Raw genomic sequence first — 16,574 nt, 5'->3', positions numbered from 1 at the left:
AAAACCCTGGGCGTCATTCCTGCTTAACCCTCGCTTATCCCGGGGAGTATGGGGGATTTGAAGAAGCGGGTGACAAGCGAGAGATAAGCAGGCGACGAAGTCGACTTGGTGATGCAGAGGTCGACTGATGTGGCACGTACGCCTGTTACGTCCCTCTTCATCCCGACTAAATGGTGCATAACACTCGCGGGCGACTCTGGTGAAATGTCCGTTGATTGGTGTTTGTCGACACCCTCTCCGAACCGCTCGCCGACCCCTCACTGTGCCTGCGGCAACAATTCGAATTATCTGCGAACAGGATGTGTGGGCACGGCAATGACCCTCCTGAATTCGGCGTGCGTGAGCTTCCACGAATTGCCGTACGTGGCACCGCCGTTCATGGCCGCCGGGGAGCGCCGCACGGGTGCGGATTGTGCAGGTCCGGCGAGAACGATGGCCGATGATGCCTCACCTCCCGCATAGGCCGGGCCTGTTGGTGGCACGATGGTTCTGCGGGGGTGTGCGAGGTAGCACCCTCGGGCCGGGAGAGCGGACCGACCGTAGGGTGTGATCAGTTGTGGCCATTTCGCTATCAGTCGTGCTGCTGTTGGCGATCGTCCTCGTGGTGTTGATCAGAGGAGGATCGATCAAGGCGGGTCCGGCGATCGTCGCCGTGCTGTTCGGCTTCTTCCTTGCCTCGACGGGCATGGCCGATGACATCCAGCGGTTCCTCAACTCGATAGCGGAGACCCTCAACGAGATCCAATTCTGAGCGAGTCGATCAGGTACGGCACTTCGTCGGGTACGGGACCAGGTCCGGGATGACGAACACCTGGCAGCTCCGCGAGACCCGGCCCAGCGCGATCGGAACCGTCCGCCGGGACCGCTTCGGCCCCGCCGACGGCCCGCCCGTGCTGCTGCACGGCACCCCGTTCTCCTCGTAACGTCTGGCACGAGAGCGCTCCGACGCTCGCCGCGCAGGGCCACCGGTTCCGCGTCTGGGGCATGCCCGGCTACGCCAGCGATGGCGTCCCCCTTTCTTCCCGGCTCCCCCCACGAGGCCCAGGTCCGCGAGTACGTCGGCTCCGCGACCCACCGCGGAAGCTCCCGCCTCCGCCTGATCCCGGACGCGGGCCCCTCGTCCCCCTGGACGCCCGGCCCGGCTCCTCGGCGAACTGCTCACGTTCCTCAGGGGCAGAGCGCGTACGTGAATGGCGGCTGAGCTGGCGAGACGTTGACCTGGATTTATCCGGTGCTCGCCGCTGTTCCCCGTGGTTCCCCGGCGGTCGCCACCCTGTGGGGCACGTAGGGGGCACGTGTGGCCTTCTGTGAGCTGCCAGGCTTTGGGGCGGCCTCCTCGCCTGTTCACCCTCCGGGGACGCTCCTGGCCCTGACTGAGGCGCGTTTTGCGCTTCTTGCATTTCCGGGGAAGGGGCGTAGCGTGCCAAAAGTACGCCAAAGGGAAGAAAGGGGCATTGTGTCATGAAGAAGCGCATAGGGCGGGTCGTAGCTGCCGCGGTGCTCGTGGGGGCCGGCGTCTTCGGTGCCTCTGCCCAGGCCTTCGCCACTCCGCAGCCTCCTACCAATGGTGGCAACGGTGCAGGGCAGAGCGGCCAGTGCACAGGACCTGCCGCCGAGCGTCCAACCTCTTGCCAGAGCCCTGGGGGTGTCAGCGGACGGTAATCGGTGATCTCGTGTGACCACCGCCGAACATACGGCCCCGGGAGTATCTCCGGGGCCTTCACGCTGCCGTCGCTCGTCCATGCCGGAGCCCCTGGAAAACGACTAGGGCCAGGCAGAGGATCGAACCTCTGACCTGGCCCTGAGCCGTATGGAGCGGGCGACGGGAATCGAACCCGCGTAGCCAGTTTGGAAGACTGGGGCTCTACCATTGAGCTACGCCCGCACAGGACGCGCCGCAGGTCAGTGGACGCGCGGCACTGGAGCATCGTAGCGGGTGGCACCCTTCGCCGCACATCCCGTTCCGCGTCCCTTCGGGCGCCCGCGAAATGCGGGAGCCGCGGTGTCGGCGGGCATGTACCCTACGTGTCGCACCGACGGGGTGTGGCGCAGCTTGGTAGCGCGTCCGCTTTGGGAGCGGAAGGCCGTGGGTTCAAATCCCGCCACCCCGACCATTCAGCAGGGACCCGGTGACCGCCGACGGGGACCCGGTCCGGAACCCGACCGGGCTCCCGGGGCTCGCGGGACCGGAAGCTCGCCTTTTGGGGCGTGTACCGCCTGCGGCTACTATGCAAACTGCGCGCCCGTATGTCTGCACTGTTACGTCTCGCAAGGGCCGCGAATCCGCTGAGGCACCCGCCGCATCCGGCAGAGGTCGACAGCAGAACCCCAAGAAGTCAGCCATCAAGGAGACCGAACCGTGAAGAGCGCCGTGGAGACCCTGAACCCGACCCGGGTTCGGCTCACTGTCGAGGTGCCCTTCGAGGAGCTCAAGGACAGCCTCGACGCGGCGTACAAGAAGATCAACCAGCAGGTCACGGTGAAGGGCTTCCGGAAGGGCAAGATTCCGGCGCGCGTCATCGACCAGCGGTTCGGCCGCGGTGCGGTTCTGGAGGAGGCGGTCAACGACGCGCTTCCGAAGTTCTACACCGACGCGGTCAACAACGCCGAGCTGAACGTGCTCGGTCAGCCCGAGGTCGACATCACGGAGCTGAAGGACGGCGAGACGCTGAACTTCACCGCCGAGGTCGACATCCGCCCGGCCATCGAGATCCCGGACTACTCCGGCATCGAGGTCGAGGTCGACGCCGTCGAGGTCAGCGAGGAGGACGTCGACAAGGCCGTCGAGGAGCTCCGTGAGCGCTTCGCGTCCACCACGCCGGTCGAGCGCGCCGCCGAGGACGGCGACGTCGTGACGATCGACCTGGAGGCCAAGGTCGACGGCGAGGTCCTGGAGGACGGCGTCGCGAACGGCGTCTCCTACACCATCGGCTCCGGTGAGCTGCTGGAGGGCATCGACGACGCCGTGAAGGGCCTGGAGGCCGGTGGCGAGGCCACCTTCACCTCCGAGCTCAAGGGCGGCTCGGCGGCCGGCAAGGAGGCCGAGGTCTCCGTCAAGGTCACCCAGGTCGCCGCGCGTGAGCTTCCCGAGCTCGACGACGACTTCGCGCAGCTCGCCTCCGAGTTCGACACGCTGGAGGAGCTGCGGACGGACAGCCGTAAGCGCCTCGAGAACATGAAGCAGTACGACCAGGCCACGCAGGCCCAGGAGCGCGTCCTGGAGAAGCTGCTGGAGCTGGTCGAGATGCCCGTCCCCGAGAAGCTCCTCGAGGACGAGATCAACACCCGCAAGCACAACCTCGAGCACCACCAGCTCGGTCAGATGGGCCTGGACCTGCCGCAGTACCTGGAGATCCAGGGCAAGACGGCCGAGGAGTTCGACACCGAGACGCGCGAGGCCGCGGTCAAGGGCATCAAGACCCAGTTCGTCCTCGACGAGCTGGTCAACAAGGAGAAGCTGAACGTCAACCAGGAGGAGCTCACCGAGCACCTCATGCGCCGCGCCGCTTCCTCCGGCATGTCCCCCGACCAGTTCGCCCAGGCCGTCGTAGAGGGCGGCCAGGTCCCGATGCTGGTCGGCGAGGTCGCCCGCGGCAAGGCCCTTGCGGTCGTCGTCGAGGCCGCCACGGTCAAGGACACGAACGGCGAGATCGTGGACCTGGACGACGAGGAGGAGGACGAGGCCTCCTCCGAGGAGACCCCGGCGGAGGGCTCCGCGGAAGCGGCCGAGGAGGCCCCCGAGGCCCCCGAGGAGAAGCCTGAGGCCTGATTCGCCTCGCTGTACCTCCAGCAGGCCCCGGACCGCACACACGAGCGGTCCGGGGCCTGCTGCGCTACGCCCGGGGAAGCGCCCCTGCGGGGCGGACCCCGCCAAAACCCCTGCGCAACGAGCGGAGCGCATGCGCTCACAGCGAACAGTCAGCTCCTCGGGATTCCCCGAAGGGACCCGCGCGTTAGGGTCCATGAGTACGAGGGCAGGGGAGTCCCGATACACCGCCGGACGGCCCCCCGCCCCGGCAGAACACGTGAGACGGCCCCGGCGCCGTCGTTAAGACGAGCAGGTGGATACGTGACGAATCTGATGCCTTCAGCCGCCGGCGAGCCCTCCATCGGTGGTGGCCTCGGCGACCAGGTCTACAACCGGCTGCTCGGTGAGCGGATCATCTTCCTCGGCCAGCCGGTCGACGACGACATCGCGAACAAGATCACCGCACAGTTGCTGCTCCTTGCCGCCGACCCGGACAAGGACATCTTTCTGTACATCAACAGCCCCGGCGGATCGATCACGGCCGGTATGGCGATCTACGACACCATGCAGTACATCCAGAACGACGTGGTGACCATCGCCATGGGCATGGCGGCCTCCATGGGCCAGTTCCTGCTGAGCGCGGGCACCCCGGGCAAGCGCTTCGCCCTGCCGAATGCCGAGATCCTGATCCACCAGCCCTCGGCCGGCCTGGCCGGTTCCGCGTCGGACATCAAGATCCACGCCGAGCGGCTGCTGCACACCAAGAAGCGGATGGCGGAGCTGACCGCCTTCCACACCGGCCAGACCGTGGACCAGGTCACCCGCGACTCGGACCGTGACCGCTGGTTCGACCCGATCGAGGCCAAGGAGTACGGCCTGATCGACGACATCATGCCCACCGCTGCCGGTATGCCGGGCGGCGGCGGCACCGGAGCGGCCTAGTCACGCTCGCGCTCACGGGCAGCCCGTACACGCAGCCCGAGCGCAGCTGACGTAAGCCTTCCGAGCCCCCAGCCGACCGCCTCAGCTCTTTTCAGGCTCCCAGGAGACACAGTGAACGACTTCCCCGGCAGCGGCCTCTACGCCCGCACGGAGGCCGAGTACACCGGCCCCCGCGCGGAGTCCCGCTACGTCATCCCGCGCTTCGTCGAGCGCACCTCGCAGGGCGTGCGCGAGTACGACCCGTACGCGAAGCTTTTCGAGGAGCGCGTGATCTTCCTCGGCGTGCAGATCGACGACGCCTCCGCCAACGACGTCATGGCGCAGCTGCTGTGCCTGGAGTCGATGGACCCCGACCGTGACATCTCGGTCTACATCAACAGCCCCGGCGGCTCCTTCACGGCGCTCACTGCGATCTACGACACGATGCAGTTCGTGAAGCCGGACGTCCAGACGGTCTGCATGGGCCAGGCGGCCTCCGCCGCCGCGATCCTGCTCGCCGCCGGTACGCCGGGCAAGCGCATGGCACTTCCCAACGCCCGTGTGCTGATCCACCAGCCCTACAGCGAGACGGGTCGCGGCCAGGTCTCCGACCTGGAGATCGCGGCGAACGAGATCCTCCGGATGCGTGCCCAGCTGGAAGAACTGCTGGCCAAGCACTCCACCACGCCGATCGAGAAGATCCGCGAGGACATCGAGCGCGACAAGATCCTCACCGCTGAGGACGCGCTTTCGTACGGCCTGATCGACCAGATCATCTCGACCCGGAAGATGAACAACGCAGCGGTAGCGTGACGTAGCGCTGTATCGTCAGCCGCCCCTTGGCACGGTTTGGCGCCGTACGCGTCAAAGTGAACCGCGCCAAGGGGGGCCCGAACGGGGGGCTCGGCAAGGTACCGTCGGACATAAGGCAGCACCAGGAGCCGCTGGACCTAGGCGTCTCCCAGGCGAAGGGGAAGCACACCGTGGCACGCATCGGTGACGGCGGCGATCTGCTCAAGTGCTCGTTCTGTGGCAAGAGCCAGAAGCAGGTCAAGAAGCTCATCGCAGGCCCCGGTGTGTACATCTGCGACGAGTGCATCGATCTCTGCAACGAGATCATCGAGGAAGAGCTCGCGGAAACGAGCGAGGTCCGCTGGGAGGAACTCCCCAAACCCCGGGAGATCTACGAGTTCCTCGAGGGGTACGTCGTCGGCCAGGAGTCGGCGAAGAAGGCCCTCTCCGTCGCGGTGTACAACCACTACAAGCGGGTCCAGGCCGGTGAGAACGGCGGGAGTCAAAGCCGCGAGGACGCCATCGAGTTGGCGAAGTCCAACATCCTGCTCCTCGGCCCCACGGGCTCCGGCAAGACCCTGCTCGCCCAGACCCTGGCGCGCATGCTGAACGTCCCCTTCGCCATCGCCGACGCGACGGCGCTGACGGAGGCGGGGTATGTCGGCGAGGACGTCGAGAACATCCTGCTGAAGCTCATCCAGGCCGCGGACTACGACGTCAAGAAGGCCGAGACCGGGATCATCTACATCGACGAGATCGACAAGGTGGCCCGCAAGAGCGAGAACCCGTCGATCACGCGTGACGTGAGCGGCGAGGGCGTCCAGCAGGCGCTGCTCAAGATCCTTGAGGGCACGACGGCCTCGGTTCCGCCCCAGGGCGGCCGCAAGCACCCCCACCAGGAGTTCATCCAGATCGACACGACGAACGTCCTGTTCATCGTGGGCGGCGCCTTCGCCGGCCTGGAGAAGATCATCGAGTCCCGTGCGGGCGCGAAGGGCATCGGCTTCGGGGCGACGATCCGCTCGAAGCGCGAGCTGGAGGAGAAGGACCAGTTCGAGGACGTCATGCCCGAGGACCTGGTCAAGTTCGGCATGATCCCCGAGTTCATCGGCCGCCTCCCGGTCATCACCTCCGTGCACAACCTCGACCGCGAGGCCCTGCTCCAGATCCTCGTCGAGCCGCGCAACGCGCTCGTGAAGCAGTACCAGCGCCTCTTCGAACTCGACGGCGTAGAGCTGGACTTCGAGCGCGAGGCCCTCGAAGCCATCGCCGACCAGGCCATCTTGAGGCAGACCGGCGCCCGCGGCCTGCGCGCCATCATGGAAGAGGTCCTCCAGTCGGTGATGTACGAGGTCCCGTCCCGCAAGGACGTAGGCCGCGTCGTCATCACAGCGGACGTCGTCCTCTCGAACGTCAACCCGACGCTCATCCCGCGGGACGCCCGCGGGCGGGGCTCGGGGGAGCAGAAGACGGCGTAGCAGCTCGCACGCGCAGACAGCAGGAAAGGGGCCCCGGTCAACTGACCGGGGCCCCTTCCCTGTTGCTTTCTCTGATGCTGCGCCGGTCAGATCTTGACGCGGACTTCCTTGCGGAACTTCGCCGTGAGGTCGGCGGAGTCCTGGAGGTTGGCGGCCTTGCCGGACATGGCGTCGGCCAGGTCGATGGGGATGATGACGCCGAGGGTGCTGAGGTCGCCCCAGATGCACACCGGCATGCTCAACTCCGAGGGCCCGCCGGCCGGGTTGTCCGTCGAGGCATCGTCGTTCTTGATCTTGGTCTCCTGGCACTTCAGGATTGCGCCGTCCAGACCGCTGGACTCGTAGCTCTTCGGGCTGCCGACGACCTCGCCCTGATCCGGCTCCTCGGTGGCGTTCTTCTTGAGTTCCGCGAACATGGCGTCGACGGCCGCCTCCGGGTCCTCGACCTCTCCGTAGACGCCCATGAAGCTGAGCATCTTCATCCCGAACGGATTGGTCTCCTCGTCCCCGGCCTGGTACCCGGCGTTGACGTCCTTGGCGTTCTTGACGCCGTGCTTCTCCGCGTCCTTGAGGTCGTCCTTGCTGAAGCCGCCGCCGAGGTCGTCGCTCTCGCTCTTCTTGTACTCGGTGAGCACCGTCGCCGGGGTCGTCAGCTTGTGCGGGCCGTCGTCCGCGACGTCCGAGGAACCGCCGCCGCCCCCGCCGATCACGAAGTACGCGCCCACCGCGATCGCGGCCACGACCGCCACCGCGCCGATGACGATCCCGGTCTTCTTCTTGCCGCCGCCGGGAGCGGGCGGCTGCGGCATGCCGTAGGGCGGTGGCTGCTGGCCGTACGGCGGCTGCTGGCCGTAACCGGGCTGCTGGGGAGCACCGGGAGGAGTCTGCTGGGGGTACCCATAGCCGGGCTGCTGCGGAGGAGCCTGCTGCGGGTAGCCATAGCCGGGCTGAGGGGTCTGCGGTTGCTGACCGTAGCCGGGCTGCGGGGCCTGCGGCTGCTGGCCGTACGGGCCTGGCTGACCGTACGGTCCCGGCTGCTGGGGCTGCCCGTCGTACGGGCCCGGCTGGTTGTAGCTCATTCTGGGTTCCCCTCCAGATACTTACGCGATCCGAATATCTTGACGTAAGGAACGTTCGTGCGGAGCGCGGGGGGCCTCACCGTTACCGAACAATGGAGTTTCAGGACGGACCCGTGACACCTCTAAACTGACCCCGTGACCGACAACGCTCAGCAGCAGCCGCCAGCCAACACTCCCGAACTGCCGACCCAGTACGCGCCGGCCGAGGTAGAGGGGAAGCTGTACGAGCGCTGGGTGGAGCGGGGTTACTTCGAGGCGGACGCGAAGAGCGAGAAGCCGCCGTACACCGTTGTCATCCCGCCGCCGAATGTCACGGGCAGCCTGCACCTGGGCCACGCCTTCGAGCACACGCTCATCGACGCCCTCACACGCCGCAAGCGCATGCAGGGGTACGAGACGCTGTGGCAGCCCGGCATGGACCACGCCGGTATCGCCACGCAGAACGTCGTCGAGCGTGAGCTGGGCAAGGAGGGCAAGTCCCGTCACGACCTGGGGCGCGAGGCCTTCGTCGAGCGAGTCTGGCAGTGGAAGGCCGAGTCCGGTGGGCAGATCTCCGGGCAGATGAAGCGGCTCGGTGACGGCGTTGCCTGGTCGCGTGAGCGCTTCACCATGGACGAGGGGCTCTCGGAGGCCGTTCAGACCATCTTCAAGAGGCTGTACGACGACGAGCTGATCTACCGCGCCGAGCGCATCATCAACTGGTGTCCCCGCTGTCTCACCGCCATCTCGGACATCGAGGTCGAGTACCAGGACGACGACGGCGAGCTCGTCTCCATGAAGTATGGCGAGGGGGACGACACGATCGTTGTCGCCACCACCCGTGCCGAGACCATGCTCGGTGACACGGCGGTTGCCGTCCACCCCGGCGACGAGCGGTACAAACACCTCGTCGGCAAGCTCATCAAACTGCCGCTGACCGACCGTTCCATCCCGGTCGTCGCGGACGAGCACGTCGACCCCGAGTTCGGCACGGGCGCCGTCAAGGTCACCCCGGCACATGACCCGAACGACTTCGAGATCGGCCAGCGGCACAACCTTCCGGCCATCACGATCATGGACGAGCACGCCGTCATCACCGCACACGGCCCCTTCCAGGGCCAGGACCGGCTTGAGGCCCGCTCCGCGATCGTCGCCGCCCTGCGCGCAGAGGGCCGGATCGTCGCCGAGAAGCGGCCGTACGTCCACTCCGTGGGGCACTGCTCGCGCTGCAAGACCACCATCGAGCCACGGCTGTCCATGCAGTGGTGGGTCAAGGTCGGCCCGCTCGCCAAGGCCGCCGGTGACGCGGTCCGCGACGGCCGGGTCAAGATCCACCCGCAGGACATGGAGAAGCGGTACTTCGACTGGGTCGACAACCTCCACGACTGGTGCATCTCGCGGCAGTTGTGGTGGGGCCATCGCATCCCGGTCTGGTACGGGCCGGACGGCGAGGTCGTGTGCGTCGGCCCCGATGACGAGGCCCCGACCGGCGAGGGCTGGACACAGGACACCGACGTCCTCGACACCTGGTTCTCCTCCGGCTTGTGGCCGTTCTCAACGCTCGGCTGGCCCGAACAGACCGAGAGCCTCGCGAAGTTCTACCCGAACTCCGTCCTGGTCACCGGCTACGACATCCTCTTCTTCTGGGTCGCCCGGATGATGATGTTCGGCCTGTACGCGATGGACGGCACCCCGCCGTTCCACACCATCGCCCTGCATGGGATGGTCCGCGACCAGTTCGGCAAGAAGATGTCGAAGTCCTTCGGCAACGCGGTCAACCCGCTGGACTGGATGGACAAGTACGGCTCCGACGCCCTGCGTTTCACGCTCGCGCGCGGCGCCAACCCGGGTGTGGACGTGCCGATCGGCGAGGACTGGGTCCAGGGTTCGCGCAACTTCGCCAACAAGATCTGGAACGCCACGCGCTTCGCGCTGATGAACGGCGCCACGATCGAGGGCGAACTGCCACCTGCCGAGCAGTTGTCGGCCACCGACCGCTGGATCCTGTCCCGGCTGAACGCGACGGTCGCGGAGGTCGACGCCCTCTACGAGGACTATCAGTTCGCCAAGCTGTCGGACGCCCTTTTCCACTTCGCCTGGGACGAAGTCTTCGACTGGTACGTCGAGCTGTCCAAGACGACGTTCAACGCGGGCGGCGCCGCGGCCGACGTCAGCAAGCGCGTCCTCGGCGAGGTCCTGGACGTCACGCTGCGGCTGCTGCACCCGATCGTTCCGTTCGTCACGGAGACGCTGTGGACCACCCTCACGGGCGGCGAGTCCGTCGTGATCGCGGACTGGCCGGCCGACTCCGGGTTCCGTGACACGGCGGCCGAGCGGGGGATCGAGACGCTTCAGCAGGTCATCACGGAGGTCCGCCGGTTCCGTGCCGACCAGGGGCTCCAGCCCGGCCAGCGCGTCCCGGCCCGGCTCACCCTCGACGGGACCGCCCTGGCGCCGCACGAGGCGGCCATCCGCCAGCTGCTGCGCCTCCAGCCGGAGGGCGAGGGCTTCGCGGCCACGGCGACGCTGCCTGTCGCGGGCGCGCAGGTCGCGCTGGATCTCTCCGGCACGATCGATGTGGCCGCGGAGCGGAAGCGGCTCGCGAAGGATCTCGCCGCCGCACAGAAGGAGCGCCAGCAGGCCGAGGCGAAGCTGGGCAACGAGGCGTTCCTCGCGAAGGCTCCGGAGCAGGTGGTGGACAAGATCCGTACGAGGCTGGCCAAGGCGGGGGAAGACATCGCGCGGATTCAGGCGCAGTTGGAGCGGTTGCCGCAGGGCTAGGTGGTGTTACGTGGTGGAGGGCGCCCGGAGCCGGCAGGCTTCGGGCGCCATTTGCCGGCCCGGCGGCGGGCACCCGGGCCCATGTCGGTCGGGCTCCGTAGACTGGCCCCGTGAGTGAGCTCCCCCCAGACCACAGCAGCGAGCCCGACCCCTTCGACGAGATCGTCGACGCGGAGACGGAGCGCGACCCCGATCTCGCGGTGATCGAGGCCGGCAGCCGTACCCTGCGCGCGCAGGGCGGTCCGCCGGAGGCCGACATCCCCACGCGTCCGGCCGATCCCGAGGTCGACAAGGCGTTGCGTGAGGTCGAGGCCGAGTTGGCCACGCGGTGGGGTGAGACGAAGCTCGAGCCGTCGATCACGCGGATCGCCGCGCTGATGGACGTACTGGGGGAGCCGCAGCGTTCGTACCCCTCGATCCACATCACGGGGACGAACGGCAAGACGTCCACGGCCCGCATGATCGAGGCGCTGCTCGGCGCCTTCGAGCTGCGCACCGGGCGGTACACCTCGCCGCACGTCCAGTCGATCACCGAGCGGATCAGCCTCGACGGCGCGCCCATGGACGCCGAGCGGTTCGTGGAGACGTACCGGGACATTCAGCCGTACATCGAGATGGTGGACGGCCGGCAGGAGTTCCGGCTGTCCTTCTTCGAGGTGCTGACGGGGATGGCATACGCGGCGTTCGCGGACGCGCCGGTCGATGTGGCCGTCGTCGAGGTGGGCATGGGCGGCAGCTGGGACGCCACGAATGTGATCGACGGTGATGTCGCCGTGGTGACCCCCATCGATCTGGACCACACGGACCGGCTGGGCACCACGCCCGGCGAGATCGCCACCGAGAAGGCCGGCATCGTCAAGCAGGGCGCGACCGTGGTTCTGGCGCAGCAGCCGGTCGATGCGGCGCAGGTGATGTTGAAGAAGGCCGTCGAGGTCGATGCGACGGTCGCCCGGGAGGGGCTGGAGTTCGGCGTCGTATCGCGTCAACTGGCTGTCGGCGGACAGCTGTTGACCCTGCGCGGGCTCGGCGGGGAGTACGAGGAGGTGTTCCTGCCGGTGCACGGCGCGTACCAGGCGCACAACGCGGCCGTCGCGCTCGCCGCGGTGGAGGCGTTCTTCGGTGTGGGCGCGGCGCGGGCCGATCGGCTGGACATCGACACCGTGCGCAAGGCGTTCGCGGCGGTTGCCGCGCCGGGGCGGATGGAGGTCGTGCGGCGGTCGCCGACCGTGGTGCTGGATGCCGCGCACAATCCGGCGGGTGCCCGGGCGACGGCCGAGGGTGTCAGCGAGGTCTTCGACTTCAGCCGGCTGATCGGGGTCGTCGGTATGAGCGGCGACAAGAACGTACGAGGTCTGCTGGAGGCCTTCGAGCCGATCTTCGCCGAGGTGGTGATCACGCAGAACTCCAGCCATCGGGCGATGGACGCGGATGCGCTGGCCGCGCTGGCCGTGGAGGTGTTCGGTGAGGAGCGGGTTCAGGTGGAGCCGCGGCTCGATGACGCTCTGGAGGCCGCGATCACCCTTGCCGAGGAGGAGGGTGAGTATGCGGGTGGGGGCGTTCTCGTCACGGGTTCCGTGATCACCGTGGGTGAGGCCCGGCTGCTGTTGGGGAGGGGCTGAGCTGTGCGTACGCTCTGTGCTTCGACGCTGATCGGTGAGTTCTTCGTCATCGGCTTTGCCGGGCTGGTCGCGATGAAGGATCCCGATCTGTCCATGACCACGGTGTGGACGGTGAGTGGCGTTGCGATGCTGCTGTGTCTGCTGCTGTGTGGTGTGGTGACGCGGCCGGGGGGTGTTCAGCTGGGGTGGGCGCTGCAGATTGCGTTGATCGCGTCCGGGTTTGTCGTGCCGACGATGTTCTTCATGGGGGCGATCTTCGCGGCGCTGTGGTGGGCTTCGGTGCACTATGGGCGGAAGGTGGACGAGGCCAAGGCGCGGTTTGCTGCGCAGGCTGAGGCGGAGAGTAAGCCGGCGTAGTCGCCTGGGCGGGCTTTTCCCCAGCCCCGCCCCTTCCCGAAACTGGGGGGCTGCGCCTCCCAGGCCCCCCATGAGCAGGAGCAGGTTCGTAAGTCGGCTGCAGGTCCGTCGTGGCTGGTCGCGCCCACGCGGCGGAGCCGCACATGGACACTGTCCCGCGCCCCTGAAGGGGCCCAGCTCCCTGTAATCTCTGTGAATCCGTACACCTGTTGCCAAAGGAGTCACCACGTGAGCCAGCGCACCCTCGTCCTTCTCAAGCCCGATGCTGTTCGTCGTGGCCTGACCGGCGAGATCATCAGCCGTATTGAGCGCAAGGCCGGCTGGCAGATCACCGCGCTGGAGCTGCGGAACCTGGATCAGGAGACCCTGGAGCTCCACTACGGCGAGCACAAGGGCAAGCCCTTCTACGAGCCGTTGGTCGATTTCATGGCCTCCGGGCCCGTTGTCGCTCTGGTCGTCGAGGGGGAGCGGGTCATCGAGGGTGTGCGTGCGCTCGCGGGGCCGACAGATCCCATCGCGGCGGCTCCCGGTTCCATTCGCGGCGACTTCGGTGTGATCGTCCGCGAGAACCTGATCCATGCCTCGGACTCCGAGGAGTCCGCCGAGCGCGAGATGAAGATCTTCTTCCCCGGACTGGCTTGATCGCCGGCACCCGACCGCGTCCGTCCGCGACACGACCCACCCACCCGGCCTACGCGAAGATTTTCTGACGATGCGTCAACCCTGAGCCGTATCTGACCAGGGCCTGCCGCAAAAAAGCGGCGGGGCCTGGCATATGCGTGGCGATCGGGGGAACGCATGCCTCCATTGGCTCGTCTCCACAAGCGAGGCGGCACATCATCTGCTGACAATGGCGAAGACCCTCGCGCGGTGTTCGGTGCAGGCGAGACTACGATGGAAGCCTTCACGTCACAGCGCTCACCCTCGCCGACCTAACAAGCCATCAAAAGCTCCACTTGGGAAGGCCAGACGAATCCTGATGGGGAACTCAATGTCGTTCATCGGCCGTGACATGGCTGTCGACCTCGGGACCGCCAACACGCTGGTGTACGTCAGGGGTCGAGGGATCGTACTCAACGAGCCGTCCGTCGTCGCGATCAACACCAACACCGGTGGCATCCTCGCGGTCGGTTCCGAAGCGAAGAAGATGATCGGTCGGACTCCCGGCAACATCGTCGCCGTGCGTCCGCTGAAGGACGGTGTCATCGCCGACTTCGAGATCACCGAGCGGATGCTCCGCTACTTCATTCTGAAGATCCACAAGCGGCGGTATCTCGCCCGTCCTCGTGTTGTCGTCTGTGTGCCCTCCGGGATCACGGGCGTTGAGCGGCGCGCCGTCATCGAGGCTTCCTCGCAGGCCGGCGCCCGCCAGGTGCACATCATCGAGGAGCCGATGGCCGCGGCCATCGGCTCCGGACTGCCGGTCCACGAGGCCACGGGCAACATGGTGGTGGACATCGGCGGCGGCACCACCGAGGTCGCGGTCATCTCGCTCGGCGGAATCGTCACGGCACAGTCCATCCGCGTCGCGGGCGACGAACTGGACAACGCGATCATCCAGCACATCAAGAAGGAGTACAGCCTGCTTCTTGGTGAGCGGACGGCCGAGCAGATCAAGATCACCATCGGCTCGGCGTACGACCTCGACGCTGACGAGCACACCGAAATCCGCGGCCGGGACCTGGTCTCCGGCCTGCCGAAGACCGTCGTCATCTCCGCCGCCGAAGTGCGCAAGGCCATCGAGGAGCCGGTCAACGCGATCGTCGACGCGGTCAAGACGACCCTCGACAAGTGTCCTCCGGAGCTCTCCGGCGACGTCATGGACCGCGGGATCGTGCTCACCGGCGGCGGCGCGTTGCTGCGCGGGCTCGACGAGCGGCTGCGGCGCGAGACCGGTATGCCGATCCACATTGCCGAGGATCCGCTGGACAGTGTGGCGCTCGGTTCCGGCAAGTGCGTAGAGGAGTTCGAGGCGCTTCAGCAGGTGCTGGACGCCCAGCCCCGCAGATGACGTAACTCTTCGATTCCGCCGTACGAGACGAGCTCTTCTCGTGCGGCGGAGCGTTGATATAGAGGCATAAGCTCCCCCATAGCGCCCCGGCCGAGGGGAGCCCCACACGAATCCGACGAGGAAGGCACGGCCGCCGCACGTGAGGGACACACGAGAGAGCCGGCTGCTTCTGGTGCTGCTGATCGCCATCGCGTTCGCTTTGATCACGGTGGACATCCGCGGTGGCGAGGACTCGCCCGTCGACGGGGCCCGCTCGGCCGCCGCCACGGTCTTCGGCCCGATCGAGAACGGGGTGTCCTCCGCGGTCGACCCCGTCGGCAACGCGATCGCAGCGGTCCGCGACTCCGGCGACCGGCACGACCGTATCGCCCAACTGGAGCGGGACAACGCCGCGTTGAAGGCGGAGCTGGGCAGCGACGACCGTAACCGCAGCCGACTGAAGCAGCTCGACAAGATCCTCAAGACGGCGGGTGCCGGGCAGTACGGCATCAAGGGGGCCGAGGTCATCGCGATAGGAGCGGCCCAGGGCTTCTCCTGGACGGTCACCATCGACGTCGGCGCGAACGACGGCATCCAGCGCGACATGACCGTCCTCAACGGCGACGGACTGGTCGGCAGAGTGACCACCGTCGGGCCGAACACCGCCACCGTGCTCCTCGCCAGCGACCCGGACTTCACGGTCGGCGCGCGCATGGAGTCCACCGACGAACTCGGCTTCGCCTCCGGCCAGGGCGACCGGCCGCTGCGCGTGGAGATGCTCAACGGCAAGGCCAAGATCAAGAAGGGGGACCGTCTCGTCACCTTCGGCTCCCAGGCCGACAAGCCGTTCGTGCCCGGTGTCCCCGTCGGTGTCGTCTCCCGCGTCGACCCCTCCGGCGGCGATCTGACCCGCACCATCTACGTCGAGCCGTACGTCGGTTTCAGCAAGCTCGACGTGGTCGGCGTGGTCACCCAGGCCCCGCCCAGGGACCCGCGCGACCAGGTGCTGCCGCCCAAACCCAAGCCGACCCCCAGGCCGACGGTGACCGTGACGGTCACCCCCTCGGCCGGGGCGCCCGCCGACGGCCTGTCCCAAGAGCAGCAAGAGCAGTAGGAGCTGAACCCCGTATGCGCTTCAACCGAATGCTGCTCTCCGCCACCCTGGTGATCGTCGCCCTGGTGGTCCAGGTGACCGTCCTCGCCCGCCTCCAACTCCCCGGCGCCGTACCGGACTTGCTGATGCTCACCGTCCTCGGCCTCGCTCTGGTGTACGGCCATGTCGGCGGCGCCCTCGTCGGCTTCGGCGCCGGACTGCTCGCCGACCTCGCGCCACCCGCTGACCACGCCGCCGGGCGCTATGCGCTCGTGCTGTGCGTCATCGGCTACCTCGCGGGTCTCGCCAAGCCCGACAAAGGCCAGATCAGATCCGCCACCGGCCCCATGGTCGTGGTCGTCGCCTCGGCGATCGGATCCACGCTCCTGTACGCGGGAGTCGGGGCCCTCGTCGGTGACACCGCCGCGCGTCATGTGGGCCTGGGCAGTCTGCTGTTCACGGCCGCGTTGTACGACCTGCTGCTCGCGCCCTTCGTGGTGCCCGGGATCATGGCGCTGGCGCGCCGCGCCGACAACGACCCACTCGCCGAGACCACCTCCGCCAAGGTGAGCGACGTCTCCTCCGGCTGGCTGTCCTCCTCCGGCGGCACGGGGCTGCGCCTCGGCGGTCAGCGGGGCGGGCTCCGTACGAAGGCCGCGGGCGGGCTCCGCATGAAGTCCGTGAAGAACCGCGTGGCCCGGGCCGGACGCATCAAGGGGGTCAAGCGGCTGTGAGCG

General features: G+C 67.4%; 14 protein-coding genes and 2 tRNA genes. 14 read left to right on the top strand and 2 right to left on the bottom strand.

All coding sequences use genetic code 11. The features are described from left to right. The first annotated feature begins 556 nt into the window (after positions 1-556). A complete protein-coding gene (locus ACGFNK_RS02490; RefSeq protein WP_344396817.1) occupies positions 557-751 on the top strand; it encodes a hypothetical protein in 195 nt (64 codons plus the stop codon). Between the two features lie 49 nt (positions 752-800). Further along, complete coding sequence (locus ACGFNK_RS02485; protein WP_393411128.1) at positions 801-923, top strand: hypothetical protein; 123 nt, start codon at positions 801-803, stop codon at positions 921-923. Positions 924-1,811: 888 nt separating this feature from the next. Here the strand turns inward: ACGFNK_RS02485 and ACGFNK_RS02480 are convergent. After that, positions 1,812-1,885 (bottom strand) — tRNA-Gly (locus ACGFNK_RS02480). A 152-nt stretch (positions 1,886-2,037) separates the two neighbouring features. On the opposite strand from ACGFNK_RS02480, the gene ACGFNK_RS02475 reads away from it, so the two are divergent. From ACGFNK_RS02475 to clpX, 5 genes are all read left to right on the top strand, one after another. Further along, positions 2,038-2,114: transfer RNA gene (locus ACGFNK_RS02475), tRNA-Pro, on the top strand. 245 nt (positions 2,115-2,359) lie between these two features. Beyond that, positions 2,360-3,769, top strand: coding sequence for a trigger factor (gene tig, locus ACGFNK_RS02470; RefSeq protein ID WP_393411126.1), 1,410 nt, complete (start codon positions 2,360-2,362; stop codon positions 3,767-3,769). A gap of 312 nt (positions 3,770-4,081) precedes the next feature. Next, positions 4,082-4,690 carry an ATP-dependent Clp protease proteolytic subunit gene (locus ACGFNK_RS02465; protein WP_386353524.1) on the top strand — a complete coding sequence of 203 codons (609 nt, stop codon included), beginning with the start codon at positions 4,082-4,084 and terminating at the stop codon, positions 4,688-4,690. Between the two features lie 111 nt (positions 4,691-4,801). Next, positions 4,802-5,482 (top strand): ATP-dependent Clp protease proteolytic subunit, encoded by a 681-nt coding sequence (locus ACGFNK_RS02460; protein WP_033328039.1) that lies wholly within the window; start codon positions 4,802-4,804, stop codon positions 5,480-5,482. Between the two features lie 170 nt (positions 5,483-5,652). Then, positions 5,653-6,939: an ATP-dependent Clp protease ATP-binding subunit ClpX gene (gene clpX, locus ACGFNK_RS02455; RefSeq protein WP_386353086.1), complete on the top strand. Its 1,287-nt coding sequence runs from the start codon at positions 5,653-5,655 to the stop codon at positions 6,937-6,939. 86 nt (positions 6,940-7,025) lie between these two features. Here clpX and ACGFNK_RS02450 read toward each other — a convergent pair whose 3' ends face one another. Beyond that, entirely contained in the window at positions 7,026-8,018 is a 993-nt protein-coding gene (locus ACGFNK_RS02450; RefSeq protein ID WP_393411124.1) for a hypothetical protein, read from the bottom strand. A gap of 135 nt (positions 8,019-8,153) precedes the next feature. Here ACGFNK_RS02450 and ACGFNK_RS02445 point away from each other — a divergent pair, with 135 nt between their 5' ends. The 7 genes from ACGFNK_RS02445 (at position 8,154) to mreD (ending at position 16,571) form a co-directional block, all read left to right on the top strand. Next, positions 8,154-10,778 carry a valine--tRNA ligase gene (locus ACGFNK_RS02445; protein WP_393411122.1) on the top strand — a complete coding sequence of 875 codons (2,625 nt, stop codon included), beginning with the start codon at positions 8,154-8,156 and terminating at the stop codon, positions 10,776-10,778. 110 nt (positions 10,779-10,888) lie between these two features. Further along, on the top strand, positions 10,889-12,397 hold the full coding sequence (locus ACGFNK_RS02440; RefSeq protein ID WP_393411120.1) for a bifunctional folylpolyglutamate synthase/dihydrofolate synthase: 1,509 nt from the start codon (positions 10,889-10,891) through the stop codon (positions 12,395-12,397). A gap of 3 nt (positions 12,398-12,400) precedes the next feature. Continuing rightward, positions 12,401-12,754, top strand: a complete 354-nt coding sequence (locus ACGFNK_RS02435) for a DUF4233 domain-containing protein (protein WP_393411118.1) — start codon at positions 12,401-12,403, stop codon at positions 12,752-12,754. A gap of 228 nt (positions 12,755-12,982) precedes the next feature. Next, positions 12,983-13,396, top strand: a complete 414-nt coding sequence (gene ndk / locus ACGFNK_RS02430; protein ID WP_344396828.1) for a nucleoside-diphosphate kinase — start codon at positions 12,983-12,985, stop codon at positions 13,394-13,396. Positions 13,397-13,745: 349 nt separating this feature from the next. Continuing rightward, the gene (locus tag ACGFNK_RS02425; protein ID WP_386353526.1) at positions 13,746-14,765 is read left to right on the top strand and encodes a rod shape-determining protein; all 1,020 of its coding nucleotides are present in this window, start codon (positions 13,746-13,748) and stop codon (positions 14,763-14,765) included. Between the two features lie 139 nt (positions 14,766-14,904). Beyond that, positions 14,905-15,858: a rod shape-determining protein MreC gene (gene mreC, locus ACGFNK_RS02420; RefSeq protein ID WP_393411116.1), complete on the top strand. Its 954-nt coding sequence runs from the start codon at positions 14,905-14,907 to the stop codon at positions 15,856-15,858. Positions 15,859-15,872: 14 nt separating this feature from the next. Further along, positions 15,873-16,571 (top strand): rod shape-determining protein MreD, encoded by a 699-nt coding sequence (gene mreD / locus ACGFNK_RS02415; protein WP_393411114.1) that lies wholly within the window; start codon positions 15,873-15,875, stop codon positions 16,569-16,571. Positions 16,572-16,574 lie beyond the last annotated feature (3 nt).

The organism is Streptomyces sp. NPDC048825 (assembly GCF_043198355.1).
GTDB classification, from domain to species: domain Bacteria; phylum Actinomycetota; class Actinomycetes; order Streptomycetales; family Streptomycetaceae; genus Streptomyces; species Streptomyces xiangluensis.
Note: the sequence above shows the minus strand (reverse complement) of the source record. Positions and strands in the feature narration are given on the sequence as shown.

Excerpts from the sequence above, each read along its gene's own strand:
- ACGFNK_RS02485 (WP_393411128.1), top strand. The coding sequence starts at position 801 with ATGACGAACACCTGGCAGCTCCGCGAGACCCGGCCCAGCGCGATCGGA.
- ACGFNK_RS02450 (WP_393411124.1), bottom strand. The coding sequence starts at position 8,018 with ATGAGCTACAACCAGCCGGGCCCGTACGACGGGCAGCCCCAGCAGCCG.
- ACGFNK_RS02425 (WP_386353526.1), top strand. The coding sequence starts at position 13,746 with ATGTCGTTCATCGGCCGTGACATGGCTGTCGACCTCGGGACCGCCAAC.
- ACGFNK_RS02465 (WP_386353524.1), top strand. The coding sequence starts at position 4,082 with ATGCCTTCAGCCGCCGGCGAGCCCTCCATCGGTGGTGGCCTCGGCGAC.
- mreD (WP_393411114.1), top strand. The coding sequence starts at position 15,873 with ATGCGCTTCAACCGAATGCTGCTCTCCGCCACCCTGGTGATCGTCGCC.